The sequence below is a fragment of the Methylorubrum sp. Q1 genome (assembly GCF_004683995.1).
Lineage (GTDB): Bacteria > Pseudomonadota > Alphaproteobacteria > Rhizobiales > Beijerinckiaceae > Methylobacterium.
This window is the reverse complement of record NZ_SRHQ01000041.1, coordinates 1-22,349: the sequence shown is the minus strand read 5'-3', so window position 1 is coordinate 22,349 and position 22,349 is coordinate 1. Positions and strand designations below refer to the sequence as shown.

The window sequence follows — 22,349 nt, the reverse complement described above, 5'->3', positions numbered from 1 at the left end:
GCGTTTTCGGTTTAATCTGGTTCGTATCCTGCTGCGGCGAAGAAGTTGGCGCACTCGTCTGGCGTGACGGTGTCGACGAGGCGTCCGATGGCCGACCACAATCCCTCGACGGTTCGCTCGGCCGCTTTGCGCAGGAGCGCCTTCAGCTTCGAGAACGCCATCTCGATGGGGTTGAAGTCGGGCGAGTAGGGCGGGAGGAACAAGAGCCGCGCGCCGGCTGCCGCGATCGCGGCACGCACGGCCGGCCCCTTGTGGCTTCCAAGGTTGTCCATGACGACGATGTCGCCGGGGCCGAGTTCGGGCACCAGAACCTGATCGACGTAGGCCTGGAAGGCGTCGCGGTTGATCGGCCCATCGAGCACGAACGGCGCGGCGATCCCGGACAGGCGCAGGCCGGCGACCAGGGTCGTGGTCTTCCAGTGACCGTGCGGGATGGGCGAGCGCAGCCGCTCGCCGCGCGGTGAACGCCCACGGGTGCGAGCCATGTTGGTGGAGGTCCAGGTCTCGTCGAGGAAAACCAGGCGCGCAGGGTCGAGATCGGGCTGGCCCTCGAACCAGGCCTCGCGCGCCGCTTTCACGTCCGGGCGTTCCTGCTCGGCGGCGTGAGCTGTCTTTTTTTGTAGGTGAGATCGCGTGCGTCGAGGAAGCTCCACAGGGTGCCGAGCCCCACCGTGAGAGCGTGCTCGTCCCGGAGCCGGGCGCGCATCTCCTCAAGGGTGATATCGTCTTGTCCGTCGATCAGTCCGCGCAAGAAGGCCTCGTGCGGATCGAGCTTCGAGCGGCGCGCTCGCCCTTGCGGACGAGCGGCCACCGTCCCAGTCGTCGTGAGCGCGGCCATCCAGCGGATCGAGGTCGCGATGCCGACCCCAAACCGCGCGGCCGCCTGGCGGCGCGAAGTCGTTGCCGCGGCCTTCACCACGCGCTCGCGCAGGTCCTGGCTGTAGGGTCGGCCCATGCTTCGCTCCTTCTCAAGAGCGATCAGTGAATCAGCCCAACAGCTTCGCGTGAACCCCACCTGCCCGATGCAGCTCAGACCGAAAACGCTCTAGCTATTCGATTGTCATTTGGCATCCTCCGGCGTTGATAGATCCGCCGGCGACCGTCGAGAGGACTTGCGCGTCGATGCGCACCGTGCCGGTCGCGGTACAGACGATGGACGCGTCCAGGCTGACAATCTGTACGGTAGCGCTCTGCGGGCGTCGGTCCTGAGCATTGTCCGCATCTTGGTAGAACTTTACCGTTCCAGTACCTCCGGTCTGAGCCACGATCAGCAGCAGTTCGCCTGATGCCGTGGTTGAGATATGGCGGAGTGCAGCCGAGACCCGGCGGCGCTCGCCCTGGCGCATGTAAGTCGTGATCGATGCGATGCTCTGGGTCGTGCCGCTGCTTGTCACAGCGGCGGCGTTCTTCGCGGAGACCGGGACGAACTTCCGCTTGACGCTGTTCTTGCCAGCGCTCGCTCCGGTCTCGGTGTAGAGCACGCCGGCCGGGGTGCCCTGCACGAGCAGATCGACATGGTTGTCGGTTGAAGATGCGTCGAAGGTCACATCGACGTCGCCGCCCGAGGTCGTCGCCGCCAGCGCGCACCCGCTGGATCGCGAAACCGAGAAGGTCTTGAGCTTGGTGCTGTTGGTGTAGTTTGATATCTTGACGTTGGACGCCTGCGATCCGGTGCAGACATCGAGCGCAATTCCGACCCACTCCATGGCTGCGGGCGAATTCGGGTGCTTGTAGAGCACGAGGTTCGCGAGGTGCGCCTCCGGGCAATACTTTGCCGTGACGCCGCCGAGGAAGCCGTTGACGTGTCCCTGATGGAACTCCAAGCCGGCTGCAAAGCCGCTAAAGTCCAAGCGTGCGCCCCAGAGAACATCGACGCAGTCGATCTGACCGACGTTGATGCCCTCGATCGCACCGGGAGCGTAACCGTCGATGCCATATTTCATGGCATAGCCGCGGATCTTGCCGATGTACCCGCACCCAGAACTGGCTGCAGACTCGAAGCGCACGGCGTAATCGGCTGGCGTGTAGTTCTCCGGCGTGGAGCGGCCGGGAATAACCCGGCCCTCGACGTAGATGTCATCCACGACGCACCAAAGATTGTCCCGCAGGAGGAGCCCCCCCTTTGGGCCGTGCTTCGTCCGGTCCCAGCCGATGACGCGGAGGCGTTCGTAGGTGCCGCGCGGGATGGCGGTCTGCTCGACGGCATAGGTGACGTCGATGCCGATGACCGTCTCCTGCCCAAGCGTGCAGACGTCGAAGTCACGATAGGCGGTGCTGAACCGGGGGCCGCTCTTCGAGGATTTCAAGGCCCGTGTGCAGTTCACCCCGAACACGAACTTGGAAATACCGACGCCGAGGCCGTGGAGGCATTCGTTCACGTCACCGGCCACATCGAGATCGGCACCGATGTAATAGGCTCCGGGGCGCCCGGCGATGACGCGAGCTCCCGATGCGCGCGCCCGGTTGAAGGCAATGCGGTTGTCGGTGGCGGTGGCCGGATCGCCCGTGAAATCGGCGACCGCGCCGAACGACTCCAGCGTCCGGTAATCGGCGAAAATTTCACGGGCGATCCTGGCGAGAGTGGCACCGACCGGCGTGATGACTTCGTTTCCGACTGCACCCGAGGCCACGCGCCCGGCAATCGCCATGCCCTGCGCGAGAGACACCGGTTTAGCCGCGTCCGCGGTGTTATCGACGTTGCCCAAGCCGATATTGCTGCGAGCCGCGACGGGGTCGGCGAGATCTCCGAGGTTGGCCGCGCGCTGCGCTGAATCCTCGATCGCCTTCGGAAGCCCGAGCACGTCGGCGACGTTGTGCTGGTGCTGGGCGGGCGCGGCGTTGGCCACGCCCCCGACGCGGAAGCCACGCACGTCGAACACGTCGTCAGCCCGCGCTGCGGTACTCAGGACGACACGACTGCCATCGGTAGCGGTGTAATCCTTGGTCTGGAGCACCGCACCGTTGCGGAACATCATGACGATGCCCGGCGTGTAACCGCCGGGAATGGTGAGCGCCGTCTGCCCGTCCGCCAGATTGCCGTCATCGAGAGAGAAGCGGGCGGAACTCAGCATCGCCGCCCGGCCGAGGGCGTCGGACAGAATCTGGTTGGTGATCAACTCGACGAAGCTGCTCGCCCATCCGGTAGGTGTCTTGGGCGGATAGAGACGGGGCGGCTGCGTCGGCGAACCGAGATCGATCCAGAAATCCCCAACACCACCATCGGTCGCCAAGGGCGCCCGGCTGCCGCTCAAGATGCCTGCGCCCCGCGCGCCCTGGCGTCCCGCCACCGCCACAGGGGTGACGATGGGCTGCTGCCGCGCCGCGAACGAGACTGAGGCGCCGAGGAAACGCGAAAGGTAGGCGCGCAAGCCCGACGGTTCGACGTAGTTGATCCGCACCGGCATGAAGAGGTAGCGGGCGCTGCCGAAGACCTCCAGGATGTCGGCCGTGAACTCGATGCGCTCCAAGTCCTTCGTAGCGTCCCGCGGCGCTCGGAACACCAGCGTGCTCGGATCGCCTTCTTTGAGCGAGAGTCCACCATCCTGGCCCATCGTCAGTTCGATCTTCGGCTCGACGATCTGAGCCCCGCTACGGGCCGGCGTGACGAGCATGATGAACTGCCGCCCCGCCAAGGACAGCGTGGAGCCGTCATCAGCCGACCGGAAGACCAGCTCACCGTACCAGTCTTCCTGGGTGGTGAAGGTGAAGGAGGCGATGTTGTCGGCCACAGGGAGGCCTCCAGGCAGCCGAAAGGCCGCGGCGCGGCGGTGAGCCACGCGCGGGGTCGGTCAGGTTTTTCAGGGGGACGGTGGGAGGCTCGGACGCCTTACTGCGCGGCGAGCGGCGCGACGGGCATGGCCGCCTCGGCAACGGCCTCAGGGCCGTCATTGAGCAGGGTGGTAAGGCGCTCGACTTCGGCGCGGTGGATCTTCAGCAGATCCAGCAGCTCGGCGTTGCGGCCGGCGAGCACGATGCAGCGGTTCTGCGCCATGCTGCGCTGCGCCTCGATCTCGGCGATGCGCCCGTCCATCTCGACGGGCGAGTGGATGGGCGCGGAAGCGGCGGGGGCGTGCTCGCTCATGCGACGGGAGCCTCGTCCGAGCCACGCTTGGCCAGGTTGCCGCTCGCGACCTGGACCACAATCGGCAGGCCCGTCGGGCTCAGCAGCATGACGTGCGACCACGCGCCCGGCACGTCCAGGAGCATCAGCCCAACGTCGCCAGCGCCAAGATCCGTCGGCAGGCCGGCGCGGTTGGCGATGTGGACGGCCTCACCCGGCTTGAACGGGCTCGACGCCAGCATTTGCGCGAAGCGCTGTTCAAGGAAGGCGGCGATCTCGTCGGAAGACGAGAGCGTTCGCGTCGATGTCTCGGTCACCGTGACCATGAAACTGATCCTTTCACCGCTTGCTGACAGAGAGTTTGAGCTGCCCGAACTTGATCCGGCCGGAGCCGACCTGTCCGGTGAGCTGGTAGAGGAGGCAGATGCGACGCGGCCAACCGGCAGGCAGGATCTCGAACAGTGCCGGCCCGGACTGGATTGCCGTGTCGTTCGATACGGACGGCGGCGCCGAGCCGCCGGCGGATGCAACGGCGACGGCAAAGCTGGCCTGATAGGGGACGCCATCGAGGCCAACCGCGACGACAAGCCTGGTCGTAGTGGACAGGTTGGCGTTGCCCTGAGCGACCACGTTCAGGATCGCGGTGCCGCTGAACAATGCGCTCCACTGCGCATCCGGGGACACGGTCATTCCCGTTCCCGGCACCTCCCGCCAATCGTTCGAGAATGCGCCGCCGTCGACCTCGTTGGGGGTGACGAGCGACCAGTTCTCCGTGGCGGCACCCGGCAGGATCGCCTGCTGCGTGACCCTCAGGCTCGGGATGGTGAGGGTGTAGCCGTCGAAGGAGAACGCCGGCGCGGTTTGGCCGTTGGACGTGATGTAGAAGGCGTTGGCGTCGATGACGAAGCGACTGCTGCCATCCGGCAACAGGTCGATGTAGTAGCCGGCTCCTCTGAGCTGCCCGCCGGACACAACGGCCAGAAGGGTTTCGAACCGGGCCTGCACGCCCGCGATGCCGGAACTGGCCTGAAGCGTCATGCGGCCCGTGGCGGTGCCGCGATCAGTCTGAGCCTGAACGCTGGTGATCTGAGCAGCAAAGGCGTTATCCGCGTTGATGCGGGCGACCTGCTCGTTCAGAAAGTATGCCTGAAAGTTGTCGACCTTTGCGTTGACGCCCTGCGCATAGGTCGCAAGCGCGTTGTCTTGACCAACCCGCGCCTGTTGCTCGGTGACGATGGCCGCGCGGTTGTCCTCGTACTGAGCGCTTAGCACCTGAAGACTGGTGGCGGTGGCCGAGTCATTGGAGATCCGAACCTGCTGCTCAGATAGGAAGTAGGCTCGATCGCCGTCAGTCTGCGCGATGAGTAGGTCGGTCCGCCGGGCCTGGACGCCGTCCCCGTTGATCCTCGCCTCGCGCTCGGTGACGACAGCCGCCTCGGCACTTCCGAGCCGGACGACTGCGGCGCTGAGATCACCGGCAATCGCCGTGTCGGCAGTTAAGCGTTCCTGCTTCTCATAGAGGACGGCCGCCGTGTTCGCGTCGCCAACAGCTGCCGCGGCGAGCACGCGGGCGAGGAGGTCGCTGGCCTTCTCGTTGGCCACACGCTCCACCTCTAGGATGTAGGCGATCCGGTTGCGGACGTCCTGCGTCAGGCCCTCGTAGTCGATGGGCTCCAACACCACCGTGCCCGCGCCGATGATCAGCGAGGGCGCCGCGACATCGACCACCGACCATGCCCCGCGCGGGCCGGCCGGCGTCACGCCGCGGACCCGCACCTTCATCTGGTCCGAACCGCCGACCACAGCCTCGAATGTGGTCCGGTCGCCCTCGTAGGCACCGATCCACGACGCGCCAGCATCGTAGGAAACCTGCGCCTCGTAGCTCACCGCGTTCTTGGCCGGCTGCCAGCCCGCCGTCAGGATCAGAGAGGCTTGCCGCTGGGCGATGCTGGCCATCAGCGCGGCGATGACCGGCAGAGCGGACGAAAACAGGTCGGGGATCTGCAGGAGCGGCGGCACGCCGTTTTCGGTGGTCGCATAGACCTCAGCCGCGTCCATCACGCCCGAGAGATGGATGTGCTCACCATCCTGGTCCGGGTCGCCGTCGGTGATGAGCACCGGGAATGAGCGGGGCTGACCAGGGGAGAAGGCGAGCCACGCCGGCTCCTGCGTGCCGGTGCGGCCCACCGCGTCGGCAAGCGTCACGCCACCGACCTCGGAGACGCTGACGATGGCCTCGGCGTCGTTGGCGCCGCGCGTCACCCGCACCGGCCCCCACGGGCTACCGTCGCGACGGCGGATCTCGACATAGTGGTTGCCGCTCGCCGCCCATTCCGGGGGTGGGTCGAGCACGAGGCACCGCGAGGACGGATTGAAGCTCAGAACCTCGCAGGACTGCCCCCAGGTCTCCGGCTCCTCCGTGGTGATCCGCACGAGATCGCCGCGCTTCAGCAGTCGCCCTTCCATGCGGGCGGTCCACGAGACGGTGATGCGGCGATACTGGCTCTCGGCCGCCATCATGCGCACCATGCCGGTGGCCTGCTTGCGGTTGACCACGCCTTCGAGCTGCACGCGGGCCGGCTTCAGCAGCGTTACGCCGTCGGGCGCGGATGAGACCTCGGCGAGGCGCCATGTGGTCTCGTCGACATACTCGCCGACCATGCCGTCGGCCCAGGCCTCGTCCGACAGCGCGTAGTCGATCTCCAGCGTCTCGCGCACGATGTCGTTGTCGGTGAAGAGCATCCGCGGCAGCACGCGCGGCTCGTCACGGGTGATCGTGAGCTTGTCGCCCACCGGCGCCGGGAAGGCGCGGCCTGCCTTCAGCACCGTCTCAAGCACGTCGTCGAGGTTCTGCACCTCGGTAAACCGGTGGTCGAAGGTGTGGCCGAACGCATCCCACAGCGCGGCGTGGCGCACGAAGCTCTGGAAGTCGATGTCCGAGATGCTGAGCCCAGCGGCGTAATCGCTGTTGCGCCACCAATCGAGCGCAGCCCAGGCGATGGAGCGCGTCGGCTCCTCCACGAACAGCCCGTCGCGCCAGACTGGCAGAATGCGCGTGCCGATGACCCGAAGCTGGCCGCCGGAGACGCCGGATAGTTGCTTCGAGGCGACGCCCTTCACCGCCAGCGTCGTGACCCGCGGGAAAGCCTGCGGCCCGTCGATGTGCGCGCGCAGGGCGGTCCACGTCACGTCGTCGGTGCCGCCGATCTTGGCGATGCCGCTGTCGTTGACGCTCGGGTTGCGACGGCGCCCGCGGACCTCGTACCGGCCCGGCGCCACGTCGACCCGTTCCGTGACCCGGATCTGGCTCTGCTTCGCCTGGCTGTAGACCTTCTCGAAGACGGTGACCCATCCGCCGGTGGCCGCGCCGGCATCGTTCACCGTGCGCGCCTGGATCTCGATGTCCGTGTTGGCGGCGAGCGTCCGGTCCTTGAAGGTGACGTAAGCGCCGCCCGGCCACACGAAATCGAGCAGGAGCTGCTTGGCCCGCGTGCCCGCGGCGTTGACGATGTAGCCCGGCGTGAAGTCGGTCGCGAGTTCGGCCCCGCTCAATTCGTCGGCCGTGACCACGTTGACCGGGTAGAGCGTGACTTGCTCGCCCGGCTCGACGATCTGAAGCTCGATGCCGGGATAGTCGGGACTGGGGCCGCTCTCGTAGTGCCAGATCGGGGTGTCGCCGATCAGCACCTGCTCCACCCGCATCCGACCGCACGTCAGCGCGTAGAGCGCATAGTCGGTCATCGCGTCGCCGGCATACTCGCTGTAGGTCGGCGCGGCGTAGTCGGGGGCGAACTTGAGGCGGCCGTTCAGCACCGGGATCGGCTGCATCGGCCGGGCCGCGTTGCCCTGTAGGCCGAATGAGTAGAGCGCGTCGCTGCTGTTGGTCTTGCCGCCGGCCTTGGGGGCGAGGAAGTGGCTGATCGCAAGGGCGCCGGCACCGACGATCGCAGCCGAGGCAACAGCGCCACCGACGCTGCCGAGCGTTCCGGCCAAAGCAGCGCCTAGCGGGCCGGCCGGGCCCGCCACCGCCGTGAGCGCCACCAGCGCGACGACCGATAAGATACTCTTGGCCGCCGAGCCGCCGCCGGACCCGCCGCCGAGCGGCCGGCTGACGAACTCGACGTTGTCGTTGGCCCCGAGCGCCCGCGTCTTCCACTCGGCACGGGCATAGAACTCGCCGTTGATCCGGCACACCGTCGGCAGATCGAAGCGCCATGCGACGCGCACGAGGTAGGCAGCCACGGTCTCGCCCATGACGGCCTGCGCTTCGGCGATCGGCAGCACGATGGCGCCGCTCTCGCAGAGCGAAGGGTCCGCCGGGTCGAAGACCTGGAGGTTATGCCGGACGGCGATGTGCATGGGGTCAGGCGCGCCTGAAGCAGCGGAGGTAGTGGAAGCCGATCGCGCGCAGCGACGGCAGATCGTCCGCCACCACGCCGTTGGCCTCGTCGATGTGCAGCACCACGCCGGCCGTGCCGGGCACGACGTAGGTGCCGAGGTGGAAGTCGCGTTTAGCCACGTTGCCCATCAGCACGAGGTCGCCGTCTTGGGCCTCGTGCTCGGGGATCTCCCGCCATTTCTGCCGCTCCGAGTGGTTCAGCATCGCCTCGGCCTGCTGCCGGGTCGTCGCCGCGACGAAGGGCAGTTCCGGCATCGGCACGGCGTAGAGCGCCGCCTGGACGTGCCGGGCGAGGCCATAGCAGTCGAAGGCGTCCGGGCCCGTCGCGCCGATCCGGTAGGGCCGGCCGATCAGGTCCGAGAGGAAGGCGATGCGGTCGGTCATCAAGCGGGCCGGCAGGCTTCCCAGGCCCGCCCGTCGGCCGTGATCATAAACTCGCGCCCATCGGGGAGAATGGCTGGGCGGGCCTCCATCCACCTTGTCGCGTCCACGGGCGCAGCGACGATCTTCAGGCTGGGCACGCTCAGCACCCGCCCGTCGAAGCTGAAGCCGGCGCTCGTGAGGCGACCGCGCACATCGGCGGCGAGCCCCGAATAGTCGACAGGCGGCAGGGCCGGCGCACTCGCAGCGGCCACGGCAGCAGGGGCGGCAACCGGCGCAAGGCCGAGCCACCGCAGAACGGATCGACGGTTCATGTGATCTCCTATGCCCCAGCCGCCACCATGAGGGCTGGAAAACGCTGGTTGTCGAAGATCTCGCGCATCACGCGCAGCTTCGTCGGGTCGGCCATGGTGAGCGTCCCGTCGAGCCGCGCGCCCTTGCGCTTCACGCTGCGCAGGAGGAGCCGGAACGGGCCGTGCCCGACCGTGTCCGGATCGCTGGCGAGGTAGCCGCGGAAGATCACCACCACGCTCTCGTTCAGCTTGGTCGCCGGTTCGAGGTAGCGAGCCACCTCCCGGTTCACGTTGTCGATCCAGATGGGCGCCTCGACCCCGAGCTTTCCGATGCGCGGGTACTCGATGCCGAAGGGCACCGCCTTGAACAGCACGCGCTGGCCCGCGTTCAGCGGCGCGCCCTCGTCCAGGCGGAAGGTCGCATCCATGGTGTCCATCACCGCGCGGATCGGCGATGGCTGGCCATTCTCCACGAACTGCGAGTGGATCAGCTCCAGGGTGACGTGCATCACCTGCGATGCGTCGACTGTGGCAGCGGCCTCGGCCCAGGCCTGCGTGGCGGCAATCGGCAAGGCTCACAGCCCCCGGACGTTGAGAGTGCAGGTCACCAAAGTCTGGTCATCTGCGAAGGGTTGCTCGGACACGCCCTCGGCGCCGTCGCGGATCTGCACGAGACGGCTGACGTACTGCTGCTGTCCTGCGTCCCAGACCGGCATCGTGAACTCGGCCGCGCCATCCCCGAGCCGGTTCCAGAGGAAGTCTCTCCACACCACAAGCTCCTGCGGTGTGAAGTAGATCTGGAACTGGATCGGCACGATGCGCAGCGTGAATTGCCGGCGCATGCGGACCTTGCCCGACTGCATCGGCGACTTCATCAGCGCCAAGCCGGAGTTCTGGATCGAGTAGCCTTCGCGCAGCCCGTCGTAGGGCAGAATGGAGGGATAGCTGAGGGCCATCTCAGCCTCCCGTCATTCTGCCGCCGGTGAGCTTCTTCAGCGCCGCCCGCGTCTCGGATCCGCTCAGCAGCGCGGCGGCGATGGTCTTGTCGATCGTGATTTCGGTGCGGGGCCCGCGCGGACCCATGGTGGTCTCCGCGCCGGTCTTGTCGCCGGCGGTCACGTAGACCTCCGTCACCATGCCGGACTTGTGGTCGCTCGGCAGGTTCGGTGACGGGGCGGCGCCCAGGCGCGCTTCCTGCACAGCAAGCGAGCCGGCCGTGAGCGCTCCCAAGTCCGGCATCAGGCCGTCGGCGAATTTCGGCAGGCGATCACTGACGAGCGCCTCCACAAGGCGGCGGTTCGCGGCCACCGCCCTCGCCGGGATGACGGCCTCGCCGTTCGAGATCCGGGCGACGATGCTGTCGCTCGTGCCGGTGCCAGGGCCTTTGACGATTCCACCATCGGCGAGCCAGAGGCCGCCGCTTGTTGGCAGTGAACCCCAGCCGCCTGCGGCAGTCGATGCGCTCGCGCCGCCACCGAAGAGCGACGAGAAGAAGTTGCCGAAGCCGCCGACTCCCTCGCCCCCGGCACCCCCGAGGAAGCCCGTCAGCATCCGCTCTAACGGCTTGAAGGCGGCATCAAGCGCGAGGTTCATCACCCGCGTCTTGAAGGTTGCCAGCGCGTCCACCATCGTCGCCGTGCCGGTGGCCACACCTTTCACCATGTCGGTGAACGAGGACGTGAAATCCTTGGCCCACTCGGGAGCGCCCTTCTCACGCAGGCGCTGCTCGATCAGGTCGAGGTTGGCGGCGATCTCCGGCGAGGACTGCGCGGCCCGGCGCACGCTCTCGATCTGCTCGGCGAGCAGCCGCCCGGGGAAGATGTCGTCGAGTGCCGCCTTTCCGAGCTTCACGCCTTCCAGCAGGCGCATCTTTTCGTAGATTTCCTGCATGACGGGCGGAATGCTCGTCATGTCGCCGGACCGCGCGGCAGCGATGAACGCCTGGATCTGCTCGCTCGCCACCTTCGCGCTCTGTGCGAATCGGACCGTCTTCTGGTCGAAATCGTTCAGCGCCGCGACCTTCGCGTCCTGATCCAACTCCTCGAGCTTCTTAGCGAGCGTTTCCTCGTTGCGCTGCTCAGGAGACTTGCGCCCCTTGTCACCACCGCGCGCAGCCTTGCGATTGGCCGAGATCTGATCGTTGAGGCGATCCTGCTCAGCGAACACGCGGCGGGCGCGATCCGCATCCAGTGCCGGGTTTGCTTGCTGAGCCTCCAGTACCTTGGCGTCGACATCCTTGCCGGCGGCCCGAAGCGCAAGCACGCGGTTGGCCTGCTCGACCTTGTTGAGCGCGGCGTCGGCCTTCGCCTGCTCCGAGGCGGCCAGGGCGCCGATGTTCGGCAGAGCGCCCGACACCCCGACCTTCACCAGGATGTTCGCGACAAGCCCGTCCAGCCCCTGCACGCGCGCCCCTAGCACCGCCATATCCGCGTTCGCCGTCAGCGCCTTCTGTGCCGCCGCTACAAGACTGTCGATCAACGGCTGAAAGCTCGGGAATTTCTGGCCGAGATCCAGCAGCGAAGTCGCGTATTCCTCGGCTGAGATTGCGCCGTTGCCGAACGCCTGGACGAGATCGTTGATCTCCGGGACGACGGCCTTGCCGGACAGCGCCCCCATCGCATTGGCGCGGGCCTCGACGATGTCCTGGGCGAATTGTGCGATCTGCTCGCGGGAGGTGTCCAGGCCATCGATGTTGATGTCCGTCTCGCCGAGCGAGAGAAGCTGGTCCTTGATCTCCTTGATCTGCGCCTTGAATGCCTCGACGGCCGGGCCAGCGTTGAAAACCGGAGCGCGGACGATGCTGTAGTCGAGCGGGAGATCCGTGGTCCGCGGCTCGTTCGTCGTTTGGCCAGCGAAGTCGGCGCTGGCCTTGCGGGCGCGCTCCAGATCATCGGCGAGCTTCGATACCTCTTGGGAGAGCGCCAGCATCTCGGGCTGCTTCAGCGCAACAGTGGCGAGCGCATCCGCAAGCTGACGAGCTGCAACCGCGCCGCCTTCACCGCCTGCGACGAGCGTCAGGCGCACGCTATCCGCTGACGTGCCGACCTGCTTCAGAGCCTCGTCGAGGATCGTCAAGTTGCGCGTGGCGTTCGGCCCGCCGCGCGGGTCCATCACCACGTCGCCCGTCTGCGCGGCGCGCCCCTGCGCTGTCCGGAGGCGCTCCGCCAGCGCCGTACGGCTGTCCACCTCGGCAGACCGGGCCCCGGCCGCGTTCGCCGCGTCCTCGACCTGCTGCTGCAGCGTGCGGACCTGCCCCCGCTCGTTGAGGTCGTTCAGCCGCTTCGTGGAATCGATCAGCCGGTCGACGGCCTTCTTGTGCTCCTCGACCTGCTCGGCCGCCCGCGCCTGGTAGAGGGTGTAGCCCGCAATCCCGACGCCAGCAGCCGTCAGCGCAGCGCCGAGTGGCCCACCGAGGAGCCCGACCAGCCCCGTGAAGGCGCCACTCGCTGCCCGCGCCGCCCCTGCCAGCGCGACCTTCGCCCGGCTGTTCTGGGCTATCGCTGCGGCTGCGTTCGCCTGCGCCGCCTGCTCGGCGAAGTAGGTCCGATTGAGCACGGACTGCGCCGCCTCGACCTGCTGGATCGCAGCCACCCGCTGAGACGCGGCAGACGTGCCCACCTGCCCGGCAAGTCCTCCAAGACGGCTCTCAGCCTCGTTGAGCGCCTGCTGAGCCGCTCGGCGCTGAGCGGCAGCTGCAATCGCCTTTGCATCCAGGTCGGCCTGGACACGTGCCCGCTTCTCCGCCGCGGCGATGAGCGTGTCGTTCGCCCGCACCTCCGCGGCAACGACCTTCTCGGCCTGTCCCGCCACCGCGGCGCGGGCCTTGCTGATCTGGTTGTCGAGATCGGCGAGCTTCCGCCCAGCCTTGTCGCGCTCGGTGGCCTGCGCGTCGCCAATCCGGCGCTCGACCTCGATCAGCCGCTTTTCGCTCTCGTTGAGGATCCGCCCCTGCTCATCCCGCTGGCCGGAGAGGACCGGCAGGCGGTCCATCTCTGCCTGCCGCCGCTGCATGGCGATCGGGATGAAGTTCGACGCCGTCGGCCGCGAGCGCTCGCGCGCCATGGCCTCGTCGAGCGCCTCAATGTTCCGCTTCGTCAGCGCGATCGTGGCGTTGGTATCGGCGAGCTTGTCGCGCTGCTCCACCACCTTGTAGAGCGCGTCGTAATAGCCGCCCTGCTGGCGCCGGGAGACGTTCACGCCAGCATTCGCCGCCGCCTGCTCCAGAGCGGGGCGCTTGGCGATGATGTCGTTGAGCGCCGCCTCGCGCTTGGCAAGGGTGTCCTTGGCGGAGACGACGCGGTTGGCGGCCGTCTGCGACACCTGGGCCGCGACCGTCTCTGCATCAGCCCGCTTCAGGAGAGCAGCAGCCTCGCGCTCGGCCGTCTTCGTGGACGCTTCGCGGAGCTTGTCGACCTGCGCGGCTTGGCGCTCGTAGGCCTGCTGCACGTCCGGCGCGGCCTGCCTAAACCGCGGTTGGGCATCGAGATCCTTGAGGGCGCGCTCGGCCTGCTCCAGGTCGCGCTGCGCGATTATGCGGGCCTCGTGGGCCGCCTGCTGCGTGGCTTTGGCCGCATCCAGCCCTCCGCGGGCACTGGCGCTCGCGCTCTGGAAAGGCGCCGCCACACGGGAGCCGGCACCGGTCAGCAGCCGGGCGCCAAGCGGGCCGGCGAGCGCCGCCACCGCAATGGCTGCACCGTCACCGATGTTGTCGAGGTTGCGGGCGACGAACTCGAGGCCGCCCACCAGCGCCTTCGTGGCGCCGATGCTCTTGTCGACATTCCCGATGTAACGGGTGAGTGCGTTGTCGATCTGCTGGATGCCGGCAGCGATCGTCGGCGTCGTCCGGGCGAAGATGGTGTCGACCTCCTCGCCCGCGTTCATGATCGCCTTGAACACGCGATCCGCGGTGAGCTTGCCCTCGGCGCCCAGGTCACGCAACGCGCCGACGCCGACGCCGAATTCCTTGGCAATGGCCTGGATCAGGACCGGGCTGTTCTCGGCGATGGACTTCAACTCGTCGCCCGCCAGCCGGCCAGAGCCGAGGGCCTGCGAGAGCTGCGTCGCGATGGATGCCGATTCCGAAGAGGTCGCGCCGCCGGCCTGAAGGGCCTTCTGCGTGATCTCGACCACGCGCAGGATCTGAGCCTGAGACGCGCCGAGGTTCGACGCCGACAGCGTCATCCGCGAGAAGATGTTCGCAGTCGCCTCGTAGGAGGTGCGGGTCCGCTGGGCGGTCTGGAAGATCTGGTCATCGATCTGTGCCCGCTGCGCCTGGACCGGGATCACCGCCGTCAGTCGGTTCTGGATGTTGGTGGCCTGATCCGCGTAGTTCTTGAAGGCATTAAGCGCCACGCCGTCGGCGAGCCCGCCCACCGCAGTGCCGAGCAGCGTGAAGGCCTTGTTGAGGGCCGGGACGCTGGTCTCAGCCCGCAGCGCCGAGATCGCTACGGCGTTGAGCGCGGAGTTCGACCGGCCGAACGCTTCGCCAGCGCGAGACGCCCGCTCGGCCGAGGTCGAGATCCCGTCCATGGACCGCTTGACCTTCGACCCGGTCTGCTCCGAGATCGAGGCCATGCCGCGCATGTCGGTCTGAAAACGCTCGACACCGAACGTCTTCAGATAGACCTCAACGCTGCCGACGGTTGCGACCATCAGGGATTCCTGACCACGTTCGCACCAAGCCGCCGGAAGAACTCCCGAGCGCCGACGTTCCGGCTCTTGGGTTCACCTGCAGGGAAGACTTGGTCGTAGGGCGGGAGCTTCGCGAAGCCTGTCAGCGAAGCCGTCATGTAGGCAGCGGACTGCGTGTTCTCGCGCTGCGTGGAGCGCCGACCGTTGGCGATCCGATAGACCTCGGCCGGCGTGTGGATCAGGATCTCGTCGGTCAGGAGCCCGGCTGCGTATCCGACCCTGACGGTTCGCTCGATGATGTCGAGTCCATCAGGGTCTCGCGAGGGTCCAGGTTTTCGTCTCCATCGAAGATCGCGCCTTTTTCACGAAGGCGAGCGTTGCGCTCCTCAATGGCATCCCGCTCCTTCTGCTCGGCGAGCAGGGTCGCGTAGTCCTTGCCGGTGACGCCGAGCACGAGCGCGTCGATGATCGGCTTGCGGGCGTCGGCAATTCCGAAGGGCGGATCGTCGAAGCTGATGCCGGCGTAAGGCTTGCGCCCGTCAGCCTGCTTGAGACCGGCCCGCAGGCAATCGAGGATGGCCACCGGATCGCTTACCGCAACCCGCGTGTTCAGCCGGTCCATGAAAGTCTCGACCGCATCCTGGTCGAAACCCAATTCGTTGCGCACTTTCACGGGCGTTGGCTCGCCGTATTTCTCGCGAAGCACCACGAGGTCGGCCAGCCGGAAGCGCAGGTAGGCCCCCTCTCCCGCGAGGAAGAAGGGCACCTTGTTCTGAGGGTCGGTCATGGCGCGCTATCAGGTCCGAGCGTTCGCCTCTTCGATCACGGGCCCGGAGATGCGGCCAGACACGGCGCGGCGCCGCGGGTCGCCGCCGGAGCCCATCCGGTAGGTGTGGCCGGTGAGCGAGAGCGTGAACCGCACCTGAGTGTCGCTCTCGTCGGGGTCAGGCTGCACGGTAATCTCCACCGAGGAGCCGTTGTCGTAGGCCGCCTTGATCGCCGTCTGGCTGGCGTCGTCGCCGAGATGGAACATCACGATCTCGAGGCTCTGGCCGTCCTTGAGGCCAGCGATGTAGCGGATCTCCTTCGAGCTGAGCGGGGTGGCGTTCACCTCCGGGCGGCTCTGGGCGATGTCGCCAATGGTCTCGACCTCGTTGAGGACAGCCCCCGCCCCGGCGCCCGTGCCCACCTTGTAGAGCACGATGGTCCCGCCGTTGATCGTGACACGATCTACCATGTCTTTCTCCTCTGTCTGGATGCGCGGGAAGAACCACGATCGCCACGGCGCCGCGCACGCAGGCTTCGGGCGGTGGAAAGTGTCAGGGCGTCTTGAGGCCCTTGAGGACGCTGTTCAGCACCTGCTCGCCGGCCTGACGCGCGACCTCGTCCTTGGTCTGCTCGAAGGCCGGCCGCATGAACGGCTTCGCCCGAGCGCCAGGATGCATCTGCCCGCTGCCGCGGTTCGGCTGCCAATGCGGCGCCGTTCCGAACTCGACGAGATGGCCCGTGGAGGCGTGCTTCTTGCCGCGGATCGGTCCCGGGCCGTGGTGTCCTGCCCCCTCTCCGCAACGCCGAGCGAGGCGGACAGCTTCCCGGTCTTGTTGCTACCGTTCGACGCCTGATTGGACTTGGCGGCCGCCACGAAGGGCTTCAGCGCCTCGCCGCGCGCGGCCCGCATCTGCCCGGCAGTCGGTCGTCGCGACAGGGCCTGGAACATCGCGCCGAGGTCTTTGAAGTCGCCCATCAGGCCGCCACCGGCTCGGTCGTCCAGACGTAGAAGTCGATGATCGGGCGGAAGACCGAGGCGTCATCCGCGTGCTCGGCATAGTCGGAACCCGTCGCCATCATCGTGACGCGCAGGTCGCCAACAGTGCCCCGGAAGTCCTTCAAGGCGCGCATGACGGCCGCCCCCAGGTTCTCCGCGGCCGAGAAGCTCTTAGCGCGACATTCGATCTGCACGCGCGATGCGATGAGCCCCGTCGATCGAGCCAGCCCGTAGGTCGGGCCGCCGCTGATCCGGTTGACCACAATGTCCGGCAACGTGCCGTTCTGCGGGCCGACACCAGGGTTGATCCGCTGCCCGACGATGGCGGTCACCGCGGCGTTCGGCTGCCGAAAAGCTTCGTCTGGTAGGCCCCGATCGCGCTGATGAGGTCGAGGATCGGCGTGCCGAGGGCGAGGTTGGACAGGCCGTTGACGCCATCCATCAGGCGCCCGCGGAAATGGATCACGTCGCTCTCGGGCACGATCAGGTAGCTCTCACCGAGCACCGCCAGATCGTATTCCGTGACCGCCACGATCTCGTAGAAAATCCGCCCGCGGTCGCTCACACGCATCCGGCACCGGCCGGGCATGATCGGGATGTACTCTTCGATATCCCCTTCAACCGTGCGCGGCGTGTATACGTAGGCGTTCTGGGCGGTCTCAAGGTGAAGCACCACCATCCGCCAGAACTCGACCCACGTCATCGCCGTGTCGTTCGGCTTGGTCATCAGCCGGTAGGCGATCGGGTTGGAGCCCGCCTCGACCATATCCCAGCCGCGGGCGCTCCGCCGGCGCCACATCAGCATCTCGGCTTTCGACAGATCGCGCGCCTTCACGTCGGCGCACATGATCATCAGAGACAGGCCGGTGGCGCTGCCGCGATAGTAGCCGCTGCCGACGCCGAGGAAGCCGAGATCGTCCCAGCCGCGGTCGTACATCTCGCGGACGATCGTCTCGCGCGGATCGGTCGCCGGGCCTGAGTAGACGAGCTGGCCCGCCTCATCCGACTTGGCGAGGCCAGCCCACATCTCGGCTTCGGTTTGGCTCATCGGCGGAATACCGTGACGAGAAGGGAGGTGAGACTCACGCCGAGCGCGAAACAGGCTAGGCCGAACGAGATGTCGCTTGCGGTCATGCGTCGAATCCGATCAGGCCGCGCTCAAGGTAGATGTTCGGCTTGATGACCTTCACGCCGCCGGCGATGTTGCCGGCCTCGGCCTGCAGCCGGGCCGCGTTCGCCGAGATCAGGGCGTCCATGCCGTCGATCGACTGCCGGGAGCCCTTTTGCTCCTTCTTGGGGAGCACGTTGTCGTTGGCGTCGCGGTAGCCCACCACGTTCCCGGCGCACCAAGATGAGATCGGGTTGCCGTCGTGCTGGAAGCGCTCGGGATCTTGGTGCCGGGTCGCGATGTCGTCGGTCGCGTAGGTGATGTGTTTGGCGACCTTCGGAACTATGTAGGCGGCGTAGCCCTCGGCCTCGACCTCGCCCATCAGGTAGTCGGCCTGGTGCTGGTCGAAGGCGAAACCGGCCACGTTATGCCCGCGGACCATCGCCAGCACGTCGTTCCGGATCGTCGGGTGGTGGACGTGGCTGCCCTTGGTCAGCGTCAGGTGGCCGGCTCGTGCCCAGGCCGCGAATTGGTCGGCGTACCGGTCATCCTGGAAGCGCACCGATCGCTCGGGCAGCCAGTACCGGAACACCGCGTAAAGCACTTCCTCGACGCAGATCAGGAAGCAGGCCGCGTTCAGATCCGAGTGGCTCGCGAGGTCGACGCCGACTAACATCGGGTATCCCCGGAGCGCGTCGAGCGTGAGCTTCGGATCCCCGCAGGCGTCCCATGACTCCACGGAGAAGAGGTTGCCCGCCGCCCGGCTCCAGATGTTCAGCCGGGTCCGCTTGTACTCCTGGAGCTTCGCCTCGCTCTTCCGTGCCTCGCGCTCCTCGGTCTCCAGCGAGACGGGATTCAACGAGATGCCGAACAGCGGGTTGAGCTTCTCCACGATGATGGGATCGAAGCGGCGCTCCTCATCCTCCACATCGGCCGCGTACATCGCGATGAAGACGCGGTCGGCCCGCATCTTCCCCTCCAGCACCTGCTGATCGCTCTTCCAACCGTCGTAGGCGGGCCCCGTAGCGTTCCGGCCTGCCGTGGAGATGCCGAGCCACAGCGGCTGCAGGCGGGCGCCCTGGGTGGTCTTGATGACGCCGATCACGTCCTGGTTCTGCGCGTGAACCTCTTCGGCGAGCACCACGTGCGGGTTGAGGCCGTCGAGGTTCGGTGCGCGGCCGGCGAGCAGCTTCAGCACCGCGTTGTGCCGGCGGAAACGAATCTCCTCGTGCGTGCCCTTGGCCAGCGTCCAGTCGCGCAGCTCGGCGACCTCGTCGATTGTGTGCCGGATCGCCTTGAGCGGAATGTCTGCCTGCCGCTCCGAGCCGGCGATGATGACGCCCTCAGCTCCGGGCTCGCCCTCGAAATTCTGGCAGTAGAGGACGACGATCTTGGCGAGTTCGGTCTTGCCGTTCTTCCGGGGCACCCAGAGCGCCACCTCGCGCGTCCAGCGCCGGCCGGTGTCGCGCTCGCGGAAACCGAAGATCGCCGCCAGCCACCAGCACTGCACCGGCTCTAGGACGATGGTGCCCTCGAAGCCCTTGCTGTGCGGCAGCGTCTCACCGAAGGCGCAGACATCGGCGACCCGGTCCGCGTCGTAGATGAACTCGGAGCGTGGCTTCCGAGCCTCCTGAAGCATGTGCAGGAAGCGAATGCAGGCCAGCCGTTCCCAGCGACAGGCCGTCACCGCCTCCTGCACGACCGCCTGGCAATACCATTCGGCATACCCGGCGTAGTCGGGCGTCGGATCCCCTTTGAAGTCGATCAGCGCGAACCGCTGATCAGCGACGGCCCGAGAAACCGAAGCGCGCGTACCGGTTGACGGGCGCTTCTATCGGCGCGGAGATCGGCTTGTCGAGGTCATCGATCGCAAGCTCTTTCTCGGCACGCCTCATTTCGTTGAACCACGAGGCCCGGGGCGTCCGGCCTTCCTCGCTGATGCCCGTGATCTGATCGACGAGGCTGGCGTAGCGGCTCAGCGCCATGTGCTTGGCCTTCGACAGCCGGCCAGCGTGCCAGAGCAGTCGAGCAAGCTCGTCGTAGGTCTTGCGCGCCTTGTCCGTCTTGAGCACGAAATCGCACGCGGGCAGCGTGCGGAAGCCCGGATGCGCAACAACCTTAGGGTCTCCTTGGCCTACTTGCGCTGGATCGCTTCGGACGCTCATAGTTGAGTGCCTGCAATTGCACCAAGGCCGGAGACAATTTCATGTGGCCACGCGATCGGTATACCGGCCCTAACGGCGGGCTTTACACAGGGCCAGGGGGCGGGCTCTACACAGGACCAGGCGGCGGCGCTTATTCAGGACCAGGTGGCGGCCTGTACTCCGGCCCCGGAGGCGGAATGTATACTGGCCCAGGAGGCGGATTGTACACGGGGCCCGGCGGAGGGTTATATACCGGTCCGGGCGGAGGCATGTACACCGGCCCTGGTGGTGGGCTTTATTCTGGACCTGGCGGAGGCTTATACACAGGCCCCGGAGGCGGGTTGTACACGGGAGCCTGCAATGACCACTATAAAAGCAATCAACCACCGCTGAATGCGCTCGTAGCATATCTGCGCAAAAACAATCAGGTCGCGCTGCTTGGATTACTGGAAAGGGTGCGCCTTATCTGAGTCGCTTCGGCCTTTCCGATGGGTTATCGCACCAGAGCGGCAGCAGATAGATCTGCCCGTGTTCGCGAGCGTAGACCTGCATCGCCGCCTTCAGTCCGTTGTGATGGTGCCAGCAGAGACTTTGCAGGTTCGCGGCCTTCAGCCGGTCCCCACCATCGTCAATCGGTATCTTGTGGTCGACCGCATCAGCGAGTCGCTGACGGCCTTCCTGAGCGCAGAAGACACAGAACGGGTGGCGTCGCCGATGCCGCTCCGATGTCTTCCGCCAGAGGTTGTCGTAGCCCCTTCCCGCCGTCTTCGGTCTTTCAGGCTCTGGCGCTCGCACGACCCGAGCCGCTGGCGTGGCTCGTCGGCCGAGGATCGTCGGCACCCGGTGATCTCCAGAGGCAATTTTCCGTATGGCGGTTTGGATACCGTCGTTCCGGGGAATGGGCAACCGGAATTTTACGATTCATCTCAATGCGTTGGTTGAAATACGCCGCACAACCGATTCTCGGGACAATAGATAAATCCTATTCTGCGACATTCTGTCATCGGAGTTATCTATCACGATGAGCATGCGTTCGCTGACCCGGAAAGAGAGCGTCATCCTCGCGCTGATTCAGGATCGGATCGTGAGCCAGCAGCCGTGCCCTTCGCTGCAAGAGATGGCCGAGACCATGGGGATGCGCAGCCGATCAGGGCCCCACCGACTGGTGAACGGGCTGATCGAGAAAGGCTTCCTCACGCGGAAAGGGCACGGCCTGCGGCTAGTTGAATTGCCCGATACCAGCCCAGCGGTGGCGATCGTCGAGAAGGAGGTGGTTCGCCGCGTGCTGCAGCCGGTCCCCATGCTCGTGCACGAACCGGTCGTCTCTCCGCACCCACCCAAGGATCGGGCGCGGCTCGCCACCACCCGGCGCAAGCGCACCTACGTCGTGGAGTTGGAGGCGGACGTGAACCGGCGGCTGCGGCTGATATCCGAGAACGCCGGCATTCCGGCCGAGGCGATTATCTCGCAGGCGCTGCGGGCCTGGATCATGGATGCGGATGAGAACGCTTAGCCACCGCTGGTGATCGGGCCGGCCGTCATGATGCGGTTGCCGCGAATGAATTCCGTCTCTCCGTGGAAACGGATCTCGTAGGTCTGCTGCAGGAAATCGGTTTCTGCACTCGGCGCATTGCCGAAAAGATCTCTGATCTCCTCGATCACGCCCTCACGCTGGCTGCCGTCGCGCATGTCGACACGAACGCGGTGGTTGGCGTCGTAGGCCTCGCGCAATTGATCGCGGAGAGGGGCTTGGCGCGCTTCTTCAGCTTCCCTGCTCATACTTCCTCCTTCGCTGCCGCCAGCAGCACGTCGAGATCGGCCGCCGATAGCGAATGCGATCCCACCGGTGTGTTCGGGAACCACGTCAGCGTCCAGAGACAACCGGTCTCGATCGCTTTCTGCCGCTGCTCTGGGCTCACCCATTCGTCGTCGTCGAGATCGTCGGTGTAGCGCTCGACGGTCGCGTACGACGTGAGATGCGGATTGTGCTCCAACACCAGCCCGGCAGTGTGCTTCGGGAAATCGCTCGCGTCCATTTCATTCTCCTAACGTAAATTGCGCCTCAAGGCGCAGCCGCGCGCGTTCCAGCGCCGCCCAGATGCCAGGCGCTCGTTCAGGCAGGCGGGCTAGGTGTACGGTCCCGGCATGTGGTGCGACGGATCGACTCTGAAGCGTTCGGGCTCTTTGGTCCAGGCTTGGCAGATGCGTTCGTAGGGTGTCAGGCCGCGTAGCGTCTTGAGGCGGCGGGCGTGATTGTAGGCATCCACGAAGAGCTGGAGGTGATCTCTGAGCTGATCGTGGCTGTCGTAATGGTAGCGTTTGACCGTCGCATCCTTGATCGTGCGGTTCATCCGTTCGACCTGGCCGTTGGTCCAGGGATGGTTCACCTTGGTGAGCCGGTGCTCGATGTCGTTCTCTGCGCAGACGCGGCCGAAGATGTGCGCGAAGGCATAGGTATCCTTCTTGCGGTTGGTGAACTGAATGCCGTTATCCGTCAGGACGATGTGGATGCGGTAGGGCACCGCCATGATCAGATCGCGCAAGAACTGCGCTGCCTCCATCTTGCCA

At 66.4% G+C, this 22,349-nt stretch carries 22 protein-coding genes; 2 read left to right on the top strand and 20 right to left on the bottom strand.

Going from position 1 to position 22,349, the window contains the following annotated elements; genetic code table 11:
- Nucleotides 1–11 precede the first annotated feature (11 nt).
- From E4V01_RS24110 to E4V01_RS24065, 10 genes are all read right to left on the bottom strand, one after another.
- A protein-coding gene (locus E4V01_RS24110) for an IS630 family transposase (protein ID WP_135300116.1) occupies nt 12–955 on the bottom strand; the annotation gives its coding sequence in 2 pieces (ribosomal slippage) (nt 12–619 and nt 619–955; 945 coding nt in all).
- Between the two features lie 94 nt (nt 956–1,049).
- Complete coding sequence (locus E4V01_RS24105; protein WP_135300115.1) at nt 1,050–3,728, bottom strand: hypothetical protein; 2,679 nt, start codon at nt 3,726–3,728, stop codon at nt 1,050–1,052.
- A 98-nt stretch (nt 3,729–3,826) separates the two neighbouring features.
- Nucleotides 3,827–4,081 carry a hypothetical protein gene (locus E4V01_RS24100; RefSeq protein WP_135300114.1) on the bottom strand — a complete coding sequence of 85 codons (255 nt, stop codon included), beginning with the start codon at nt 4,079–4,081 and terminating at the stop codon, nt 3,827–3,829.
- Nucleotides 4,078–4,386 (bottom strand): hypothetical protein, encoded by a 309-nt coding sequence (locus E4V01_RS24095; protein WP_135300113.1) that lies wholly within the window; start codon nt 4,384–4,386, stop codon nt 4,078–4,080. The genes E4V01_RS24100 and E4V01_RS24095 overlap by 4 nt, the downstream gene beginning before the upstream one ends.
- Before the next feature lie 13 nt (nt 4,387–4,399).
- The gene (locus E4V01_RS24090) at nt 4,400–8,419 is read right to left on the bottom strand and encodes a host specificity factor TipJ family phage tail protein (protein ID WP_135300112.1); all 4,020 of its coding nucleotides are present in this window, start codon (nt 8,417–8,419) and stop codon (nt 4,400–4,402) included.
- Nucleotides 8,420–8,423: 4 nt separating this feature from the next.
- A complete protein-coding gene (locus E4V01_RS24085) occupies nt 8,424–8,843 on the bottom strand; it encodes an NlpC/P60 family protein (RefSeq protein ID WP_135300111.1) in 420 nt (139 codons plus the stop codon).
- The gene (locus tag E4V01_RS24080; RefSeq protein ID WP_135300110.1) at nt 8,843–9,154 is read right to left on the bottom strand and encodes a hypothetical protein; all 312 of its coding nucleotides are present in this window, start codon (nt 9,152–9,154) and stop codon (nt 8,843–8,845) included. The genes E4V01_RS24085 and E4V01_RS24080 overlap by 1 nt, the downstream gene beginning before the upstream one ends.
- Before the next feature lie 8 nt (nt 9,155–9,162).
- Nucleotides 9,163–9,705: a DUF1833 family protein gene (locus E4V01_RS24075; protein WP_135300109.1), complete on the bottom strand. Its 543-nt coding sequence runs from the start codon at nt 9,703–9,705 to the stop codon at nt 9,163–9,165.
- A 3-nt stretch (nt 9,706–9,708) separates the two neighbouring features.
- Entirely contained in the window at nt 9,709–10,089 is a 381-nt protein-coding gene (locus E4V01_RS24070; protein ID WP_135300108.1) for a hypothetical protein, read from the bottom strand.
- Nucleotide 10,090: 1 nt separating this feature from the next.
- A complete protein-coding gene (locus E4V01_RS24065; RefSeq protein ID WP_193763294.1) occupies nt 10,091–14,506 on the bottom strand; it encodes a tape measure protein in 4,416 nt (1,471 codons plus the stop codon).
- Nucleotides 14,507–14,522: 16 nt separating this feature from the next.
- Here E4V01_RS24065 and E4V01_RS25885 point away from each other — a divergent pair, with 16 nt between their 5' ends.
- A complete protein-coding gene (locus tag E4V01_RS25885) occupies nt 14,523–14,726 on the top strand; it encodes a hypothetical protein (protein ID WP_193763293.1) in 204 nt (67 codons plus the stop codon).
- Nucleotides 14,727–15,017: 291 nt separating this feature from the next.
- On the opposite strand, the gene E4V01_RS24060 is transcribed toward E4V01_RS25885, so the two are convergent.
- The 7 genes from E4V01_RS24060 to E4V01_RS26775 all read right to left on the bottom strand — a co-directional run bounded on the left by E4V01_RS24060 (nt 15,018) and on the right by E4V01_RS26775 (nt 20,576).
- The gene (locus tag E4V01_RS24060) at nt 15,018–15,551 is read right to left on the bottom strand and encodes a hypothetical protein (RefSeq protein ID WP_135300106.1); all 534 of its coding nucleotides are present in this window, start codon (nt 15,549–15,551) and stop codon (nt 15,018–15,020) included.
- A gap of 9 nt (nt 15,552–15,560) precedes the next feature.
- Nucleotides 15,561–16,001 (bottom strand): hypothetical protein, encoded by a 441-nt coding sequence (locus tag E4V01_RS24055; protein ID WP_135300105.1) that lies wholly within the window; start codon nt 15,999–16,001, stop codon nt 15,561–15,563.
- A 506-nt stretch (nt 16,002–16,507) separates the two neighbouring features.
- Nucleotides 16,508–16,861: a DUF3168 domain-containing protein gene (locus E4V01_RS24050; protein ID WP_135300104.1), complete on the bottom strand. Its 354-nt coding sequence runs from the start codon at nt 16,859–16,861 to the stop codon at nt 16,508–16,510.
- Nucleotides 16,858–17,577 (bottom strand): phage portal protein, encoded by a 720-nt coding sequence (locus tag E4V01_RS24045; protein ID WP_135300103.1) that lies wholly within the window; start codon nt 17,575–17,577, stop codon nt 16,858–16,860. Before E4V01_RS24045 ends, E4V01_RS24050 begins: the two co-directional genes overlap by 4 nt.
- Before the next feature lie 82 nt (nt 17,578–17,659).
- Nucleotides 17,660–19,324, bottom strand: coding sequence for a terminase large subunit (locus tag E4V01_RS24040; protein WP_135300102.1), 1,665 nt, complete (start codon nt 19,322–19,324; stop codon nt 17,660–17,662).
- A 94-nt stretch (nt 19,325–19,418) separates the two neighbouring features.
- The gene (locus tag E4V01_RS24035; protein ID WP_153227060.1) at nt 19,419–19,709 is read right to left on the bottom strand and encodes a hypothetical protein; all 291 of its coding nucleotides are present in this window, start codon (nt 19,707–19,709) and stop codon (nt 19,419–19,421) included.
- Nucleotides 19,710–20,243: 534 nt separating this feature from the next.
- A complete protein-coding gene (locus E4V01_RS26775; protein WP_371688541.1) occupies nt 20,244–20,576 on the bottom strand; it encodes an HNH endonuclease in 333 nt (110 codons plus the stop codon).
- A 226-nt stretch (nt 20,577–20,802) separates the two neighbouring features.
- On the opposite strand from E4V01_RS26775, the gene E4V01_RS24020 reads away from it, so the two are divergent.
- Entirely contained in the window at nt 20,803–21,294 is a 492-nt protein-coding gene (locus E4V01_RS24020; protein ID WP_135300099.1) for a LexA family transcriptional regulator, read from the top strand.
- On the opposite strand, the gene E4V01_RS24015 is transcribed toward E4V01_RS24020, so the two are convergent.
- The 3 genes from E4V01_RS24015 to E4V01_RS24005 all read right to left on the bottom strand — a co-directional run.
- Nucleotides 21,291–21,560 (bottom strand): hypothetical protein, encoded by a 270-nt coding sequence (locus tag E4V01_RS24015; RefSeq protein ID WP_135300098.1) that lies wholly within the window; start codon nt 21,558–21,560, stop codon nt 21,291–21,293. The genes E4V01_RS24020 and E4V01_RS24015 overlap by 4 nt on opposite strands.
- Nucleotides 21,557–21,817, bottom strand: a complete 261-nt coding sequence (locus E4V01_RS24010; protein WP_135300097.1) for a hypothetical protein — start codon at nt 21,815–21,817, stop codon at nt 21,557–21,559. Before E4V01_RS24010 ends, E4V01_RS24015 begins: the two co-directional genes overlap by 4 nt.
- A gap of 90 nt (nt 21,818–21,907) precedes the next feature.
- Nucleotides 21,908–22,349, bottom strand: a 442-nt coding sequence (locus E4V01_RS24005) for an integrase core domain-containing protein (RefSeq protein WP_135300096.1), incomplete at its 5' end; no start/stop codon positions are given.

Bases quoted from the DNA above. Each gene is read 5' to 3' on its own strand.
- E4V01_RS24080 (WP_135300110.1), bottom strand. From the start codon at position 9,154: ATGAACCGTCGATCCGTTCTGCGGTGGCTCGGCCTTGCGCCGGTTGCC.
- E4V01_RS24090 (WP_135300112.1), bottom strand. From the start codon at position 8,419: ATGCACATCGCCGTCCGGCATAACCTCCAGGTCTTCGACCCGGCGGAC.
- E4V01_RS24085 (WP_135300111.1), bottom strand. From the start codon at position 8,843: ATGACCGACCGCATCGCCTTCCTCTCGGACCTGATCGGCCGGCCCTAC.
- E4V01_RS24055 (WP_135300105.1), bottom strand. From the start codon at position 16,001: ATGGTAGATCGTGTCACGATCAACGGCGGGACCATCGTGCTCTACAAG.
- E4V01_RS24020 (WP_135300099.1), top strand. From the start codon at position 20,803: ATGAGCATGCGTTCGCTGACCCGGAAAGAGAGCGTCATCCTCGCGCTG.
- E4V01_RS24045 (WP_135300103.1), bottom strand. From the start codon at position 17,577: ATGAGCCAAACCGAAGCCGAGATGTGGGCTGGCCTCGCCAAGTCGGAT.
- E4V01_RS24095 (WP_135300113.1), bottom strand. From the start codon at position 4,386: ATGGTCACGGTGACCGAGACATCGACGCGAACGCTCTCGTCTTCCGAC.
- E4V01_RS24010 (WP_135300097.1), bottom strand. From the start codon at position 21,817: ATGGACGCGAGCGATTTCCCGAAGCACACTGCCGGGCTGGTGTTGGAG.
- E4V01_RS24015 (WP_135300098.1), bottom strand. From the start codon at position 21,560: ATGAGCAGGGAAGCTGAAGAAGCGCGCCAAGCCCCTCTCCGCGATCAA.
- E4V01_RS24060 (WP_135300106.1), bottom strand. From the start codon at position 15,551: ATGACCGACCCTCAGAACAAGGTGCCCTTCTTCCTCGCGGGAGAGGGG.
- E4V01_RS24100 (WP_135300114.1), bottom strand. From the start codon at position 4,081: ATGAGCGAGCACGCCCCCGCCGCTTCCGCGCCCATCCACTCGCCCGTC.
- E4V01_RS24070 (WP_135300108.1), bottom strand. From the start codon at position 10,089: ATGGCCCTCAGCTATCCCTCCATTCTGCCCTACGACGGGCTGCGCGAA.